The following is a 16170-nucleotide window of genomic DNA, read 5'->3' as shown; positions in this document are numbered from 1 at the left end:
CGCTTACGCTCTTCGTGTTTCCTTTATCTCAGTCAGGGTGCTCCAGTCCATACGCCGCTGAACGGGCACTTCCGCTTTTCTTTATTGTCTAGCTACGACGGACAGGACGTCCTAGTGCCGGCATTGGCACAGGACGTGCCGATCTTAGCCGGCCAGTGCCCAGCGGCTAGTGGACTTCGCCCCTTCCCTGCGATAAGTCAACATGTAATCGCTTACGCTCTTCGTGTTTCCTTTATCTCAGTCAGGGTGCTCCAGTCCATACGCCGCTGAACGGGCACTTCCGCTTTTCTTTATTGTCTAGCTACAGTGCCCAGCTGCTAGTGGACTTCGCCCCCTTCCCTGCGATAAGTCAACATGTAATCGCTTACGCTCTTCGTGTTTCCTTTATCTCAGTCAGGGTGCTCCAGTCCATACGCCGCTGAACGGGCACTTCCGCTTTTCGTTTAATCATGAATATATTTAGATTTTTTGTCAGAAAGGATGCTTTTATGAATCCAGATGGCTGCTTGCGTTGCTTCTCCCATAGCGATGGTGGATTGTTCTGAGTGCGCTACAATGTCGCCAGCCGCCCAGACATTTTTCACTTTTGTCTGCTTGGTCCTTGGATCAACGAGGACATGCTTATTTTCCAGTCTTTCTACCCCAAGCATTTTAGCTAGATCTGTACGCACTTCGTTGCCACCGAATGCGATAAATCCTCTTTCTGCATCAATCTGCTGGCCGTTCGCCAGCCGCACTCCTTTAAAATTAGAGGTATTTTCAGTCAGGAGGCCCTCTATTTCCTCTTCAATATAAGTGATTCCGTTGTCTCTCAGTTCTTGAAGAAGGGCTTCATCCAGCTCTGCTTTTTCATGATTGATATAAGTGATATCTTTTGTCCAGTAAGTGATTTCCAAAGCCATCTTCGCACCTGGTTTACCTGACCCCATAATGATCACGGATTTATCAATTACCTCATAGCCATCGCAGTCGGGACAAACGAAAAGAGTCATGCCCAGACAAGGTTTGATATTTGGAATAGGAGGAATTCTGTCCATCACCCCTGTAGACAGCAGCAGCCTGTTTGCAGTGTGTGTTTTTCCACTCTCTGTTTCCAAAGTAAAGATTCCGTTCTCCTGTGCTGCTGATAATACTTTATCTTCTTCAAAAACAATTCCATAGGAGGAAGCCTGTTTTCTCCCAAGCTCCCTTAGTGTTTCGCCGCTGACACCGTCCGGAAAGCCGAGAATATTATGATATTTTCTGCAGAGGTTGGATCTGCCGTTGTTAGAATCAATCACCAGCACATGGTGCTGATATCTTCCCAGCTGAACCGCAGCCTGCAGTCCCGCAATTCCTCCGCCTACAATAATACAATCATATACATTCTTATCCACTGTTCAATCTCCTTTTCCGGATTCTATCCATGCTTTTTTCAAAAGTTGTATGCCCTGTACTATTTCTCTTTCACCTAACCCTCCATAGCCGAGTAAAATTTTGAGGAGATGCTTCAATTTTTCGCTGATGTGAACTGAGAGCCCAAAGACAAGGACACCATGCTGCTTAGCTTTTTCAAGCAGCCAGTTCTCGCTTACCGGCAGGTTCACTGAAATGACAACATGCAGCCCTGATTGTTCTCCGATGACAGAAACAGTTTCTCCGAGCTCACTTTGCAAACAGCTTATCAGCACTTCCTGTTTTTTTCTGTAACGCACTCTCATTCTATTTAGGTGGCGCTCCCAATGTCCTTTGCTCATAAAATCTGACATAGCCATTTGAGACATCAACGGTACAGTGCTTTTGTAATGACGCCATTTCTCCTGATAGATGTTCAGTAACCCTTTAGGCAGAACCATAAACCCCATTCGTAAAGAAGGAGTGAATGCTTTTGAAAAAGTTCCAAGATAAATAACGCTGTCATGGGTGTCCAGGCCCTTTAGAGCAGGAATCGGCCTTCCCCTGTATCGAAATTCACTGTCATAATCATCCTCAATAATAAATCCATTATTTCTTCCAGCCCATTCAAGCAGCTGCATTCTTTTACCGACAGGATATACATATCCCATGGGGAACTGATGAGAAGGCGTGACATAGACAACATTAGCTTCACTCTGCATAAGTTTCTCTATAGATATTCCATCAGCAGCTATCTCTATAGGAAGAGGCAGATAACCACTCCCTCTTAACGTTTCACGAACCCTGAAAAAACCCGGCTCTTCCATTGCATAAACTTTTTCACCCAGTACTTTTACCAAAAGCTCCAGCAGTGTAACCCTTCAGAAAGTTTGAGACACAATCCAAGTCAAACCCTTGATATATCTACCCCAAAATTCATAAAGGCTGAGATAGCCGTTCATTATGTTTGAGACAGGATGACTTTATTTCATAAAAATTGAGATACGAAGAAAAACTCCATTCTCACGCTTTATGAACAATGAGATACTAGATAAAGTGAATCAAACAATCCATTTGCGTGAATGGGGTACTACTTATGAACGATACACAAAAGAAATAAATCACCATGCACGGTATATATAATTTAATTAAATGAAAAAAAAAAGACTAACGGAGCTAATAATGTATTGGGGCAATTTTCTACCCTTAAAAGATAGAAAGCGCAAACAGTTGTTTACGCTTGTTTTTCCAATTATTTAATTCGTCATAATAGAAATCCTGTGCCTTCGTAACCTGGCAAGTTTTTTTAAGTCTTCTTCATCCAAAGAACCAGTCTCTAATAGTTTTTCATAAACTTCACTCACAACTCCATCATTTTCTGACAATAAGACGGGATGGGACTGAGTAGCAATAAAATAATAGTCGGAAAATAAATTTCTAATCCTAATCTCTGCTTCCCCATCAATCCATACACTTTCCCCATCAATTTCTGCTACACCATCGTCATATTCATGCCTGCTAATATATCGGTCCCTAAACCACGCTGCTTCTTCCCATCTCACGCCCCCGGCGTCTCCATAGATTCCAAACGGAGGCATTGGCTTTGTTTGGATAACGATGAACTGATGGTCTAAGGAATAAGAGTTTTTCAATACCCATATCTTCTCAATTTGTATTTCCATTCCATCCATTATCCATGTATCTTCGTTTATCTTCCTAATTTCATTCGAAATATGGCTGTTACTGCTTCCTTGTGTCCACCAAAGGTCTGTTTCTCCAATTAGTTTGTTGATTTCCGACATAACCGTATTTACCTTCGTTGGAATATCTGTTTCAATAAGCCCCCGCTTACCAGGAAAACAAAATAAAAGAACATCATTAAATCTTCTCATTTCCCCAATAACTCGGTTTATCTCCTTTTGTAAATCAACTTCCTCGTTTTGCCTTTGAATCGCTATACGAATCATATCTCGTATTGTGTCAATACTTTGAGGTCGTGCTTCAGGTTCACGAGATAACATCTTACCGACAACTGGCTCAATTATTGCAAAAGATTTATCGACTGAAGTCAGTGGTACACGGCTTCCTCTAGCGACGCCATTAGTAATAAGCCAGGTGATAATCTGTCCCAGGGCAAAGATGTCCATGGTTGGATGTGGTTTACTTCCCTTTTTAAACTGTTCAGGAGCTGAAAAGTCAAAGTTTGCCATTCTATCTTTTTTGTCCGTATGAACAAATCGTTCATAAATTTCCGGGTCGAACCATGATATACCAAAGTCAGCTAAAACCATCTCACCTTTCTCCGAAACCAAGATATTTCCCGGCTTTAAATCCCTGTGAACGATATTATTCTTGTGAATGACAGAAATAATATCAAGAAGATTTTTTAATATTCCTTTTAGAGAGTTAAAGTCCGCAACAGGATTGGAGGTGCTCCATGATTCAAGAGTATATGGGTACTTCTTCATTAATATATATGGAAACTGTTTTTCACCAATTTCCAAAAGTCCAAAGTAAAAGATAGGAACTACCGCTCCAGTATCGGCTAACTGAACTATTTCCCTAAATTCTGTAAGGAAACGCTTGTATTTGGAGCTGCCTTCCTCCTCGGCTACTAATTTTAATGCTACCTCATTTTTTCCAAATTGAGCATTATACACCAGGGCGCTTCCACCTTCACCAATACCTTCTTTCACTTCAATCACACCTAAAGGAGATTCAATTTTATTATCACCCTTAATAAATTGCCTAATCTTGTTTTTATTTTCTTGAACATTCACTAATACTCACTCCGATTTTTTCACGTTATAAGGTATAATGACAGGAAAGATTTATGTCTGTCAATCAATATTTGGTAATTATTTCATAGTTTTCACTTACATAAAAAGATTTTAACTACCAGTCTATGAATAAAAGAAATAATATTTTTTCTCAAACAAAGGAGAAATGTTCATGGAAATATATTTTGATGAATCTGGGAATACAGGTTCAATTAAAACAAGCAACGATAGATTAAACTATGATAATCAAAGACATTTTGCCTTGTGCGGAATTGTGTTTGAAAATAAAAAAGAAAAAGAAATAATGCAGAAAAAATACATGACTCTGTTAGAGGACTTTAATATTGAAGGTGAATTAAAAGGAAGTACCCTTCTTACCAGAGACTACAATAAATTGTTATCTCGCTTTATTGATGAAATTCTGGATGAAAAACATTTCAAAATCAACATTTACGACAAAAAATTCTACTTGCTATCAAGAATGTTAATTGCACTGTCCGGTTATGAATTCAAGGAGGAGTATCCTTTAGAATTTTATCAATTAGTTAGCAGCCTTGTTACAGAAAATGATGATATTCTCCTGAATTATTGTCTGCTGGAAGGAAGTATTACTCACGAAAACCTCATGGCATTTCTCGAATTTTTAAAGGATTATTCTTATAGGAACCAATATAACTTAAATTTATCTTTTATGGCAGCAGCCATTTTAAGAGAAGGATTTATCGAAGATGTTTTAGATGTATTAAAAGGTATAAGTATATACCAAGGAACCCGTTCCGCTAATTTAGTTAATCTTTCAACCTTAGCAGAATTTATTTTTTCATTAAAAAATGAATCGACTTCTCCATTAACAAACAGCTTATTGCATTTAACTCATGACAAAATTGATGGTCTGTCTGATGTATTTTCGCATGAATTATCAGCATTCGGTATCAACTTAACATTTGCGGACAGCAATGAGAGCCTCCCCATCCAAATAGCTGATAATGTTGCAAGTATGTTCTACAAAGTGATAAATCAAATGGTCAACATTTTTGAGAACAAGAATGAATGGCAACAAAGTAGCGGATGGATGTTAGAGTTGACATCAAAATTAATTAATTCAGTTGGATTAGATAACATCAAATTCACATTGCCAATACAAAACTGGGCTGTTGCCTTAACTGTAAAAGAAATGTTTGACCCCTCTTACAAAGAAGAGAATAGAAATAATATGCATTTTAACAGTTACTATATCTACTACCTTTCAAAAATTAATGATGAAATCAAAAAGAGTCCGGCATTCACTTCAGATAACATTATGAACATAATGAAAAAATAATTTAACAAAATAAAGACCTAATCACCGATAAAAGATTAGGTCTTTTCGTGTTCATATTACATTAGAACACTTTTTAAAGTTGTAATCCCGTATAGTTTTTCTATAATTTCTTCTGGGCACCTTTTTAAAAAGTATCTAACACATTCGGGATTATATAAAATAACATGGACAAACCCTTTATTGTATTCAAAATCCATGTCTCCAGGTACTCTCCACTCACGCTCATGAGTCCAATCTATAATATCCCAACGATTATCATATTTAAAATCATAATTAACAATTCTCCACCATTCATCTGGCGGGAGCAAGTCCCTTGCTTTCTCTTTTTTTTCGTAAATAACTGGTCGCCCATTATAGGCATTATAAATATCGGCTTTTACAAAAGACAACCCTACGCCGCAATAGCGAAGCTTCTCATCTTCTCCAGATTCTCTTCTGCTACGTTCATGTTCAACATTCTGAATAAGCCCATATAAAGGTACATCTTGGAAACATACTGCTCGCTTGTTCCCAACTATAAATCCCTCTTTTGAGCTGCCATTAATCCTCTTATCCTTCAGTATTTTGATTAAATTATCTACTGCCATTTTATTTATCTCATTAAAAGACATTCCATCGGTAATATCTTCTGCAGGCGGTCGAGTAAGATGGGTTACTCTTCCCGTCAAGTCAGACCTGCTTGCTATCCTTCTCTGCCATTGTTCAAAATTTATTCCCATACTCTTTTCTCCCTCTGTATTGTTTAATAGCTATATTTCATTTCCATTTTTATTGTAGACCCTTAAAGAAATTACATGGTACTCTTGTTTTTCATTATAAGTACAAGCATTCAACTAAATCTATTACAGAAAATTTTATCTCTTTCGAATCACAGTTCATTTTACGTATAATAAAAGGGAATGTAAAAAAAAGGGAGGCTATATATGAGAGATTTAGTTGAAAAAGCCGGTCTACTAGAAAAAAAGATAAAAAGTCTGAGTGAACAGGGCGAAAAAGAAGCATTGATTCACATAACACAAGAAATGTCTGAAATATTATCTACTGCATTATCTCGTTTTCAAAGTGTTACACAAAAAGAAACAGATGATAATATCCTTTCTTTTATTTTCAGGAGATTAGAAGCTATTAAGAATGATGAAGCTCCAATCCCCCTTCATCCAGGAGGTAAAGCAATTATTCATATAGTTCCTATTCATGGGGTTAAAGACGATTTAAGTCTTGATGTTTCAATATTAAGGGATAAATCGCAACAGCTCCCACAACTCTGTCAGGGAGGATTTAATTTCCGGTTTAATTTTGATGGATTTCTCACTTACAACCGCACAAACCACAAGAGCTCCTATGTACAAGTGTTTAGAAACGGTTGTATGGAAATAGTTGAAAACGGAATTTTTAAATCTGCAGATAAATTAATTTACATTAGCAGATTCGAGGAAATATTGATTCATGTATTACCTAAATACTTGAAGATATTGAAAGAATGTAAAATATGGGTACCTCACTTCGTATACATTACACTTAGTGGAGTCAAAGGATATTCGCTTTACCATAACACTTTTTTGGTTGCACATGAAATTGAAAAAGATGAGCTGCGACTGCCAAAGGTACTGCTTGAAGAAAGTGATGATGCACTTGAGGTATCTTTAAAACCCGCATTTGATGTTTTATGGAATTCAGTAGGAATTCATGGTTCTTTAAATTATGTAGAAGGCACTCGGATACAAAGGAAATAATTATTAGAGGTGAAAAATAATGGAGCAAAAAACTGCTTTTATTAATTACAGTTGGGATAGTGAGGAACACAAGCAATGGGTAATGGACTTAGCTAACCACTTAAGACGTAATAAGGTTGATGCGAAAATTGACAGATTTATTACCCAATCAAGCACAACCAATTTAAATGCAATGATGATTACCAATATCAAAAATAACGACTTTGTTATCGTTGTTTTAACTGAAAGATTTGCGGAAAAAGCTGATAACCTTCAAGGAGGGGTCGGTTTTGAAACAGTATTATCATTACCGTTTTTAATGGAAAGTCCAGAAAAGTTAATCTTCATACTAAGACATCAAGGCTCCTTTAAAGATGCTTTCCCTTTCCATTTAAAAGGGTATTACGCTATTGATTTTTCTGATAATAAAAAGTTTGATGATTCCTTCCAAGAACTCTTACACCGGATTTACGGTGTTCCGCTTTTTGTAATGGAACCTTTAGGAACAGCACCTGAATTAAAACCCAGAAGCAGTAATAAGCCTACAACTTCTATGTTTTCAGATATGGAATTTCCTAATTTACGAAGGATAACGGAAAAGGATAAGCAGGACTTTTTGAGAGAAAGTTACGGTGAGATGGTTGGATTATTTACAGAACTTTTTAGTGCGATAAAATCGGCTAATCATAATTTCGATTATACAGTTGAAACTCTATCCCCCACCAAATCGATATTTTTGCTTTATACTGATGGAGAAACAAGAACAGGATTCAAAATATGGCATGGTACAGTGTTTGGCAGCTTTGGACACAACAGCATAAATCTGTTGTATGGTACCAGACAGTGGGATTTTTCTTCGGATAATTCTTATAATGAATCTATTTCTTGTGAAATTGCCGAAAACAAGGAATTAAAGCTAAAGATGACAATGAATATGTATGGTAATAAAAATTCAGATACTCCTGAAAAAATTGTTAAAGAAATATGGAAAAACAACTTATCACATCATATTAGATAAGGGAAAAGACCCAATGGATAGGTCCCATATTTTTTTAAGCAATAGTCAACTACCCCACCACTTAAACCTTAATCGGTTTTGTAGTGTGGAATTTACAAAGCCCTGGTCGTCTAGCCTCAGCCTGTATGAACTAGGTTCTAGGGGTGCATCCCCTGGGATGATTCCCTAGAACTAGGCTCTACGGGTGGCACTGTAATAGTCTTGATGAGTCGAGACGGTCACCCCCCCCCTCAAACATTGGCGAAGAGAAACAAACTCTATAGGAGGGACAAAACTTACGTGTCTTTGTCAAAAATATGCGCGACGAAGCACTCATGCCTTGTTCAACTAGATAAGCGAGAATGGGTATAAACTCTTTACCATACAGCTTCTCACTGAGATAGGTGAAAACAAACAAGAAATCCATCTTGGTAAGGATACAGGCGCGAAATATGTCCGGATTGCCTTGACAAGTGAAGACAAGGGGTTGACGAAGTGCGAAATGCACCTTCGCCAGGACGTAGCAGGCTCCAAGGGAAACCTACCGAAAAAGCAGCCAGCAGCGGAAAACCAGCTACCGACAAGCACGTTTTCAAAACCGCGAGAAAATAGAAGGATGGCTTCTGCAATCTATAGAAAACCGCATTCAAAATACATTGCATTGGATAGACAAGTTCTCCTCCGTTAAACAAGATATTGAACATAGCTCCTCAAGATTAATTTTGGGGTCCTTCTATATGACAAATTCTTTCAGATGACTAGAGTATTTTGTGGCTTCTGCATGAAAAGAAAATGGTCATCACCGACACGAACAGTCAAACCTATTCGGATTGCGATAAAAAAGAAGAAAAAGTCTAAGATGTTTAGGTGCGAAAATGGATATGCTAATCGCGGGGGAAAAGCACGATAAGATGTCAATGCGGCAAAAATATTTCACAAGAAGGTTTAAATAAACTAGTTGCAGTAGAATAATAGTTATGGGTAGTTTAAAACACATCAGAGAAATTTATCACTCTCTAATATTGAATTTAAATACTCATCTGCTACTGAGAACTCCCACCCATTTATCACCATTAGAGCTTTTCTTGTTTCGTCGATTGAGAAAACTTTACTTTTTGTTCCGCACCAATTTGTCTTTTCACAGGGCATACTTATTTTGCCCTCTTCAATCCATTTCCTTATTCTAGGTTCCCCTACCCTGAAAACTTTTTGCAATTGTTTCATTCGAAAACCAAACTGTTTAATCAATTCCTTTTGTTTCGAATTTACGAATTTTTCTAGTTCAAAGGCATTTATACATATCCCTTTTATATTTTGCTGGTCTTTTAGAATCGAGTATGAAAGCATTCCCTTTTGCAGCAATTCAATAAGGTCAATAGTATCTAGACCCACTGAGCGTAAAGAACAATTAGCAGTCTCAAATGGAGTCCACTTACTATTGGGGTTATTTATTTTCTTTTTTGCTCTTGCAGTGAAACTAATCAAAAATGATTCAACTTCATTACGATTAAAGTACCAAATTTGATACCCATCTTTCTTAGGTCCGTGCAGAGCGTTGATAAACCCTCTTTCAGCCAATTTGGTAGCAATACGGAAGTTCACTCCTAAATAGGTTGTGAGTTGATTCAATGTCATGCTTTCTTTCTTCATTTTTAAATAATTTTGCACACTTTCTTTTTCAATTAAATAAATATCCCTATCGCCATTCGTTGTTTTATGCAACTTTAATAATCCATAGTCGCAGAGGTTCTGTAAGGTGGTCCATTCACTCTTTATCATCTTAAAAGCTTCTATACGAGTAATAAATTTTTTATCTTCAAGTTTTCCTTTGAACAACTCCTGTTCATTGGCATAAATATCTTTACGCTCAAGGATATACTTATCATACACTTTCTGGTATAGAGTGCTATCTTCATATCTAAATATTTTCCTTAAATAACCAAACATATTTTTATACGAATCTATTGAACTATTTTTGACGTTATCGATAGCCATTAAAAGTTCTTTTAAATATATATCAGGCTGAGAAGTAAATGCATTTGCTGCGGCAGTTATATATCTCATCATCCTTACGTCTCTTGTGTCTGTATTTAGCCGTAAAAAGTTGGTTTTACTTACAGAATCAATATTTATAAACGATGGTAGTTCCTCTACATTTACTTTATCTAATAGAAAACACATATGAAAAAAAATATAAAAATAATCCTTAGTGGATTCCTTTACACCTTCTTCTTTATTAAAAAGAAGTTTATATATCACTTTCTGTGCAGCGGACACTAATTTGTCACTTTCAACAACAGAGTTGGCTTGATTAAATTGAAATCCACACTTACAACGATTTGCCATAAAGCGACCAAGCAAAATATTTCCTTTACACTTTGGACAGGCATCAATAAGAACTGTATTATGTTTTTGGCATATTGTTAGAAGAGATATATCCCACTCAAATTTATGATAGAAGTCCTCTTGAACACAAGCAGGGCAATATTTAGTCCCATATTTTTCATAAACTCGATGCGATTGAAATTCTTTTGCTTTTTTTGAAGAGTAATCCATACAGTCAATTAGGGCGTAATCGAATTGATTTAATGTATGCTCATATATATCTAATCCCAGCACCTCTGCTAATTCTTCTAGAAAAGGTGTAGCAACTTGTCCCTTTTTGATGTAGTTGCAATTGTTCGAATAGATGAAGTGTCCAATTTCTTTTAGCATAGAACCTAAATGTTCAAAATAGTTGGCTTTGGCTGACCTATATAAAATGGAATATAAACTTTCTCCTTTTTTTGGTTTTACGTTGTTCAACAATCGCTTCAATGTCTTCACCCCTCCCCTAAATTTGTGCAATAAGAAAAGCATGGTTCTGTTCCATGCTTTTCTTATGATGTTAGTTTGAAATCTTTCTTAACAAAAGGATTGTTCTCTTCGCCTAGAAGGATATAGGAATGTAATTGATATGCTTTTGCCATATCAATCATTTCTATTTGTTCTTTTTCTTGTTCAAGAGCAATAAGAGCAGCTTCTTTAATTAATTTCATAATTGAGTTCATTACCCCTCCCGTTGCAGTCATTATCCTATCCGCAAATTCCGGATTTTCTAATCCTGCCAATTGTTCAAAAGGGAGCAAATTATCCAACTGTTTCATCAACATTCGGAATTCTTTTTTTCGATTTTCTTCCTCATATCCAAATGGAGGGATGGAATACCTCATAGAAAATCTTCTTTTTAATTGCGGATTACATTCAAGAACCGTCTTAGCATCATCTAATCCAAAAAGTACAACTGGCACCTTTGTCCGATTAATAAGTGACTTAAAACAATCTGCAACTTCATAGTTTACTTTTTGATTTTCTGTATTAACAAAGTGCTGAAATTCATCTAGCATAATAAGTTCCACACGGCAATCCTTAATGAGATTTACCAGACGATGATTTTTGTTGCCAATCGTACCTCTAGTTGGAGCAGGGTCTCCTAACTGCTCCAACATGGTTTCTAGGAAGGTGCTAATTCGAGTTGGGCTTGGAATCTCTGCCCACAGAACGACTCTTTTTGTTCTTGTTGATTCATAGATGATTTTGTCATTAAACTGCCGATAGGTTTCAAAAATAGTTGACTTCCCAGAACCAGAGGGACCTGTGATTAACATACATCGTGGGTCATCTGAAATTGAGGATGAGTCATGGCAGCGTTTAATTAAGTCTAAAGCTTTTTTAAAACGCGGATGCGCTATTCTTAGGTTTCTTATCTGTTCTTTTTTTTGAACTAAGTCCATAGATGAATATTTTTCCCTGGTATCAGTTTGCATCAAAGTGCCCCCAATCATTATCGATATCGATTCCTAAAAGGTCTAAGTTTTCCTTCTTAGATTCGTTTTTCTTCTGATTAACTACAACTTTAAGCTTTGGTTTTGTAGGTTCATCAGTCAACTCTTTGTCAGACCCTTTACCTTCAAAACGTGCATTCTTTTTTCTTTCTTTTAAAGAAAAGTTCTTTTCTTCTTGCATCATCTCTACTAACTCTGCTCTTGCAGCAGCTAAAGCACTCTTATCAACCTTTTCCGAATCTTCTTTGGCTTTTTTCAATATCACTCTATGAGCGTATTCATTAAGCCCTCTAGAATACTCTTCATCTGTACATGGGACCTCAATGTATTTATTGTCTATTTCATCATAGACATAAATCAAAGATAAATCAGTCGGGTCCAATTTGAATTTCACTTGATTTCCCTTGCCTTTAGCTCTAAGTTTTCCCTTCAATAAACTTAACTCAGGCGATTGGTAAAAGAGATGTAATCGCCTTATCCCAGTTCTTTGTATGCTGCCGAAATCCAATTTCATCAAAGCAACCTTCCAATCTAGCTTTGTAGAAGGAACTGCAGGTTTTGGGCTATGCTCAAATGCTTTCTCCCAGAGAACAGCAGGAACACCTCTGACTCCGCTGTTGTATTCCTGTGCATACTCATCAATTAACCATTTATGAAAAATCTCCAATAGTTTATTAAAACGGATAGAAGCTTTCTTGGTGGAATCATAATCTCCTTTTTTTACGGTGTTTGAAAAAGTCGTTCCTGGAGATTGATGAATTAGTTGCTGGTTAATGGTCCTAAAGTGCCTTTCAACTGCTCCCTTATACCACGGCATTTTAACTGGACAATAGTAACGCTCAATACCCAGTTGCAAACATGCCTCTTCTAGATGCTTGCTTCTGAACTCTTTTCCGTTGTCCATTACTAATAATTCAGGTAGCCCATATGCATTCCATTCATTTTTCACCCTTGGATATTTACTTTTCAAATAGGTTTGTGGTGAAATTGCATGTAAAAGTGCATACATGACCGAAGTATAGGATGGAGGTTCAAATCCAATATAAATGCCTAAAGGATATCCTGTATAGACATCTAATAAGCTTGTAATTGTCGGTCTACCAATAGGCAGCAATGTTGTGTCATCCAATACCTCTAAATCCAGTGTTGTATGGTCGCATTCCACTCTTTGTAGCGGATATGTTGGTTTATTTTGTCGTGTAACCTCCATATATTTATTTCTTATTGCATTCATACCCTTTCTCGCCTTATCCACTTCAAAACTGTCACGAGAACCAATCCTTCTTCTAATGGTGGATATCGAAGGATGATTTAACTTTTCTTGATTATCACGCTGTTCGTTCTCTCTATCTATTTGATGGTAGACCAGCCTGTAGATGGTTTTAACTGAAATTTCCTCGCGAACAAGATAATGCTTGTCAATTACTTGATTTATAATTAAATCCACTTCTTTTTGCAGTTTATTATCTTGTGGTCCACACTTAGTGATATTGGAAACTAAAGAACGGATATCTTCTTCACTCTCCTGATATGCTTTTAACCAACGAAAAATGGAAGCTCTTGAAACTTCATATCCACTAGCTTTTAACTCATTAACACGAGAGAGAACATATGGATTCAAAGATTTCACCTGAATTCCCAATAAAGGTTTGATTGCATGCAATCGGAATTTCGCCCTTTCTTGAAGTTTTTCTGGATATAAACTAAAATCCGAATAATCAGGAGAAGCAGCTTCTCCATCTTTGTTAATGCTTCCTCTAGTGAGGAATTCTAAATTTCCTTGTTCAAGTTGGTAAAGCAAATCATTTAGCGAAAACTTTTCTTCGACGTCTTTAAAGTCTAAATCTTTCGCTAGATAGTTTTCTTCCCCAATCTCTTGGCTGATTTCAAACTTCCTACCATTTAATATGAATTTTGTGCCGCTTGCTATATGAACACGGCTGCTCATAATATCCTCTCCTTTTGCCAGATTGAAAGATTACCAGTATTATCATTATGGTTAGATTTGGATTTTTTAAACCTGGTTTTTATATGGCTCTGAAAACGAGAATACAGGAGCGCATGTTCCTATTTCAAATGTAAATTCTGGAAGTATATTGAAATATGTTTTTTTTTATCTTATAATTGAAGTTTTGTATAAAAAGATATATTTTTTTATATTTCTAAATTGTTTCGTTATTAATTACAAAAAAACCAATATATTTCTAAGTTAAACCTTTCGATATTACCCCTTTCCTTAACAAAATCTCTTCAAGTTCTTCTCTCTTAAAAAGAGTTTTCCGACATACTCCGCCAAATAATTTTTCAACGCCTTTTTATGCCATAACTTATTTAGAAAAGAGTAATTTACATCATATTTTTTTGCTGCTTCCCCTGGAGTAATATACACTTTTTTAAATTTATCGACCTGATGTTTTTTAAAGTAATATATCTTTCTCCCTTGTTTATTTACTACCACTTTTGGAGTAATCAGATTTGCTCCAATCACTTTATGAAGTGTTCGTTCTGTATACCCCAGTATTTTTGAAACGTCTTTCTGTGTATAGCCTTTCTCTTCTATAGCTCGTTTTTTCAATTGGTTCCTTATTTCTTCTTCATCAATAAGTAACTGATTTATTGCTAAATCCTCCGTAAAGGAATAACAATTAATTTGTTTTGAGATTATCCAATCGAGTAGTTTGCCAATTTGCAAACCGCTGGTGACATATTTATCAAAACAGGCTTGAAAACTTATCAAACCACTTTGTTGATTCTCTTTAGACGAAAAAACTGTTTGGTTCATCCTACTAACAAAAGACTCAACAGACTTTTTACTTATATAAACAAACTGTTTCTCAACAGGTCCTGCTTTTTGCTTTAGATGACCACTCTTTATTAAAAATGTAAGACCCTTCCAACTGACATCGAGAATTTCCCCAGCCTCTGTTTTTGTCATTAAATCACTTTTTTTCTCTAAAAATCTTCTTATGACTATTTCGGTCTCCTTTTTTTCGAAAAAGTAATTAGTATGTGTTTTTGCAAATACCTTTTTCGGTTTTAAAATGTCACTTTCACACAGTTTGTCGATTTCTCCTTTTGAAATATCATATAACTTCAAAATGTCTCGCTTTGTAAAATAATGCTTTTTTCTCTTTAAAGCAGAATCCAAATCAAATGTTTCTAAGTTCCTTGGAACCTGTCCCTCTATAACTCTCGTCTCTTTAAAGTCCTCGTAAGCCTTTTTGACATTAGCAAACTCACAATGCGTGGATAAAAAGTTTATGAATTGTTTTTTTCTGTATTTTTTTCTGGGTGAATCACTTCGCTCAAATATCTCAAGTGCATAATGAAAATTCTTAGGAAAGTTCTTAAAGAGCATCCAATACGCATTTGCAAATGAAACAGTATATAGAAATTCATCAGGCGGATATGTGAAAATTTTTTGTTCTTTAGTGTATCCTTCATCCTTTATTAAGCTTTCTAATCCATCAAATAAGCGACAAGTTGCATCAATAATTGATACAATCTGAAATTTGGATAACTTCCCAAATGCCTTTTTATTTGCTCCTAACAGAAAGTCTTGAAAATCACGTTGAGCAGTGTAAAAAAAGCTATTTTGATTTATGAACTCAGTTTCTGAATGTTCTAACTTAAATGAGCAATGTTTACAAACACCTTTAATTAAAGAGCCAAATTGCACATTTTTTTTACATTTAGGACAGGTATGCCTTAAAATGTTTCGGTGTTTGATACAAACGCTTACTGGTCTTAGACCCCACAAAGATTTATGCATTTTCTTTTCAGCAATACATTTCGGACAATATTTTATTCTGCTTCCATTTGTCCATATTTTTCTTTCCATTTCATTAAGTTTCTTAAAAATGGAATGATAAGATTTTGTATATATATCCTGATAATCAGCTCTGCTAAGGACCGCCAATATCTTACACACACGCTCATCAAAATTGTTAGAACCTAGCTCCCACCATCTGACTCCTATGACATCTCCAATAACAGAAGGAAATTCGAAATGATTAGCGATAGACAACCTATAAATATAGCTGACAAGACTTTCTTCAACATCTAATTCGATACGATTATTTAATGGTTGTATAGCTTTCACCCTCTTTTTTTATCCAAAAGACTAGCCGGTAATTAAAGTGTTTATACGCCGAGTTTAGAA

General features: G+C 36.1%; 11 protein-coding genes and 2 pseudogenes. 5 read left to right on the top strand and 8 right to left on the bottom strand.

Annotated elements, in window-relative coordinates; all coding sequences use genetic code 11:
- Positions 1-443: 443 nt before the first annotated feature.
- From GJU40_RS07405 to GJU40_RS07395, 3 genes are all read right to left on the bottom strand, one after another.
- Positions 444-1376: an NAD(P)/FAD-dependent oxidoreductase gene (locus tag GJU40_RS07405; protein ID WP_343031451.1), complete on the bottom strand. Its 933-nt coding sequence runs from the start codon at positions 1374-1376 to the stop codon at positions 444-446.
- Positions 1377-1379: 3 nt separating this feature from the next.
- On the bottom strand, positions 1380-2234 hold the full coding sequence (locus GJU40_RS07400; protein ID WP_154307119.1) for an aminotransferase-like domain-containing protein: 855 nt from the start codon (positions 2232-2234) through the stop codon (positions 1380-1382).
- A 396-nt stretch (positions 2235-2630) separates the two neighbouring features.
- The gene (locus GJU40_RS07395) at positions 2631-4154 is read right to left on the bottom strand and encodes a protein kinase domain-containing protein (protein WP_154307118.1); all 1524 of its coding nucleotides are present in this window, start codon (positions 4152-4154) and stop codon (positions 2631-2633) included.
- Positions 4155-4326: 172 nt separating this feature from the next.
- On the opposite strand from GJU40_RS07395, the gene GJU40_RS07390 reads away from it, so the two are divergent.
- Complete coding sequence (locus GJU40_RS07390) at positions 4327-5475, top strand: DUF3800 domain-containing protein (RefSeq protein WP_154307117.1); 1149 nt, start codon at positions 4327-4329, stop codon at positions 5473-5475.
- A 56-nt stretch (positions 5476-5531) separates the two neighbouring features.
- On the opposite strand, the gene GJU40_RS07385 is transcribed toward GJU40_RS07390, so the two are convergent.
- A complete protein-coding gene (locus tag GJU40_RS07385) occupies positions 5532-6194 on the bottom strand; it encodes a DUF2971 domain-containing protein (RefSeq protein WP_154307116.1) in 663 nt (220 codons plus the stop codon).
- Positions 6195-6398: 204 nt separating this feature from the next.
- Between GJU40_RS07385 and GJU40_RS07380 the strand changes: the two genes are divergently transcribed.
- The 4 genes and pseudogenes from GJU40_RS07380 to GJU40_RS21500 form a co-directional block, all read left to right on the top strand.
- Positions 6399-7208 (top strand): hypothetical protein, encoded by an 810-nt coding sequence (locus tag GJU40_RS07380; RefSeq protein ID WP_154307115.1) that lies wholly within the window; start codon positions 6399-6401, stop codon positions 7206-7208.
- Between the two features lie 19 nt (positions 7209-7227).
- The gene (locus tag GJU40_RS07375; protein ID WP_154307114.1) at positions 7228-8205 is read left to right on the top strand and encodes a toll/interleukin-1 receptor domain-containing protein; all 978 of its coding nucleotides are present in this window, start codon (positions 7228-7230) and stop codon (positions 8203-8205) included.
- A 331-nt stretch (positions 8206-8536) separates the two neighbouring features.
- Positions 8537-8695 (top strand): annotated as a pseudogene (locus tag GJU40_RS21505) (RRXRR domain-containing protein); the annotation flags it as partial.
- 34 nt (positions 8696-8729) lie between these two features.
- A pseudogene (locus GJU40_RS21500) lies at positions 8730-8942 on the top strand (RRXRR domain-containing protein); the annotation flags it as partial.
- Between the two features lie 238 nt (positions 8943-9180).
- On the opposite strand, the gene GJU40_RS07360 reads toward GJU40_RS21500, so the two are convergent.
- The 4 genes from GJU40_RS07360 to GJU40_RS07345 all read right to left on the bottom strand — a co-directional run bounded on the left by GJU40_RS07360 (position 9181) and on the right by GJU40_RS07345 (position 16110).
- Entirely contained in the window at positions 9181-11001 is a 1821-nt protein-coding gene (locus GJU40_RS07360) for a TniQ family protein (RefSeq protein ID WP_170289349.1), read from the bottom strand.
- Between the two features lie 62 nt (positions 11002-11063).
- Positions 11064-11990 carry a TniB family NTP-binding protein gene (locus GJU40_RS07355; RefSeq protein WP_154307112.1) on the bottom strand — a complete coding sequence of 309 codons (927 nt, stop codon included), beginning with the start codon at positions 11988-11990 and terminating at the stop codon, positions 11064-11066.
- Complete coding sequence (locus tag GJU40_RS07350; protein WP_154307111.1) at positions 11980-13956, bottom strand: Mu transposase C-terminal domain-containing protein; 1977 nt, start codon at positions 13954-13956, stop codon at positions 11980-11982. Before GJU40_RS07350 ends, GJU40_RS07355 begins: the two co-directional genes overlap by 11 nt.
- Before the next feature lie 288 nt (positions 13957-14244).
- Positions 14245-16110, bottom strand: a complete 1866-nt coding sequence (locus tag GJU40_RS07345; protein WP_154307110.1) for a TniQ family protein — start codon at positions 16108-16110, stop codon at positions 14245-14247.
- Between the last annotated feature and the right edge of the window lie 60 nt (positions 16111-16170).

Source organism: Metabacillus lacus, from assembly GCF_009674805.1.
Lineage (GTDB): Bacteria > Bacillota > Bacilli > Bacillales > Bacillaceae > Metabacillus_C > Metabacillus_C lacus.
Note: the sequence above shows the minus strand (reverse complement) of the source record. Positions and strands in the feature narration are given on the sequence as shown.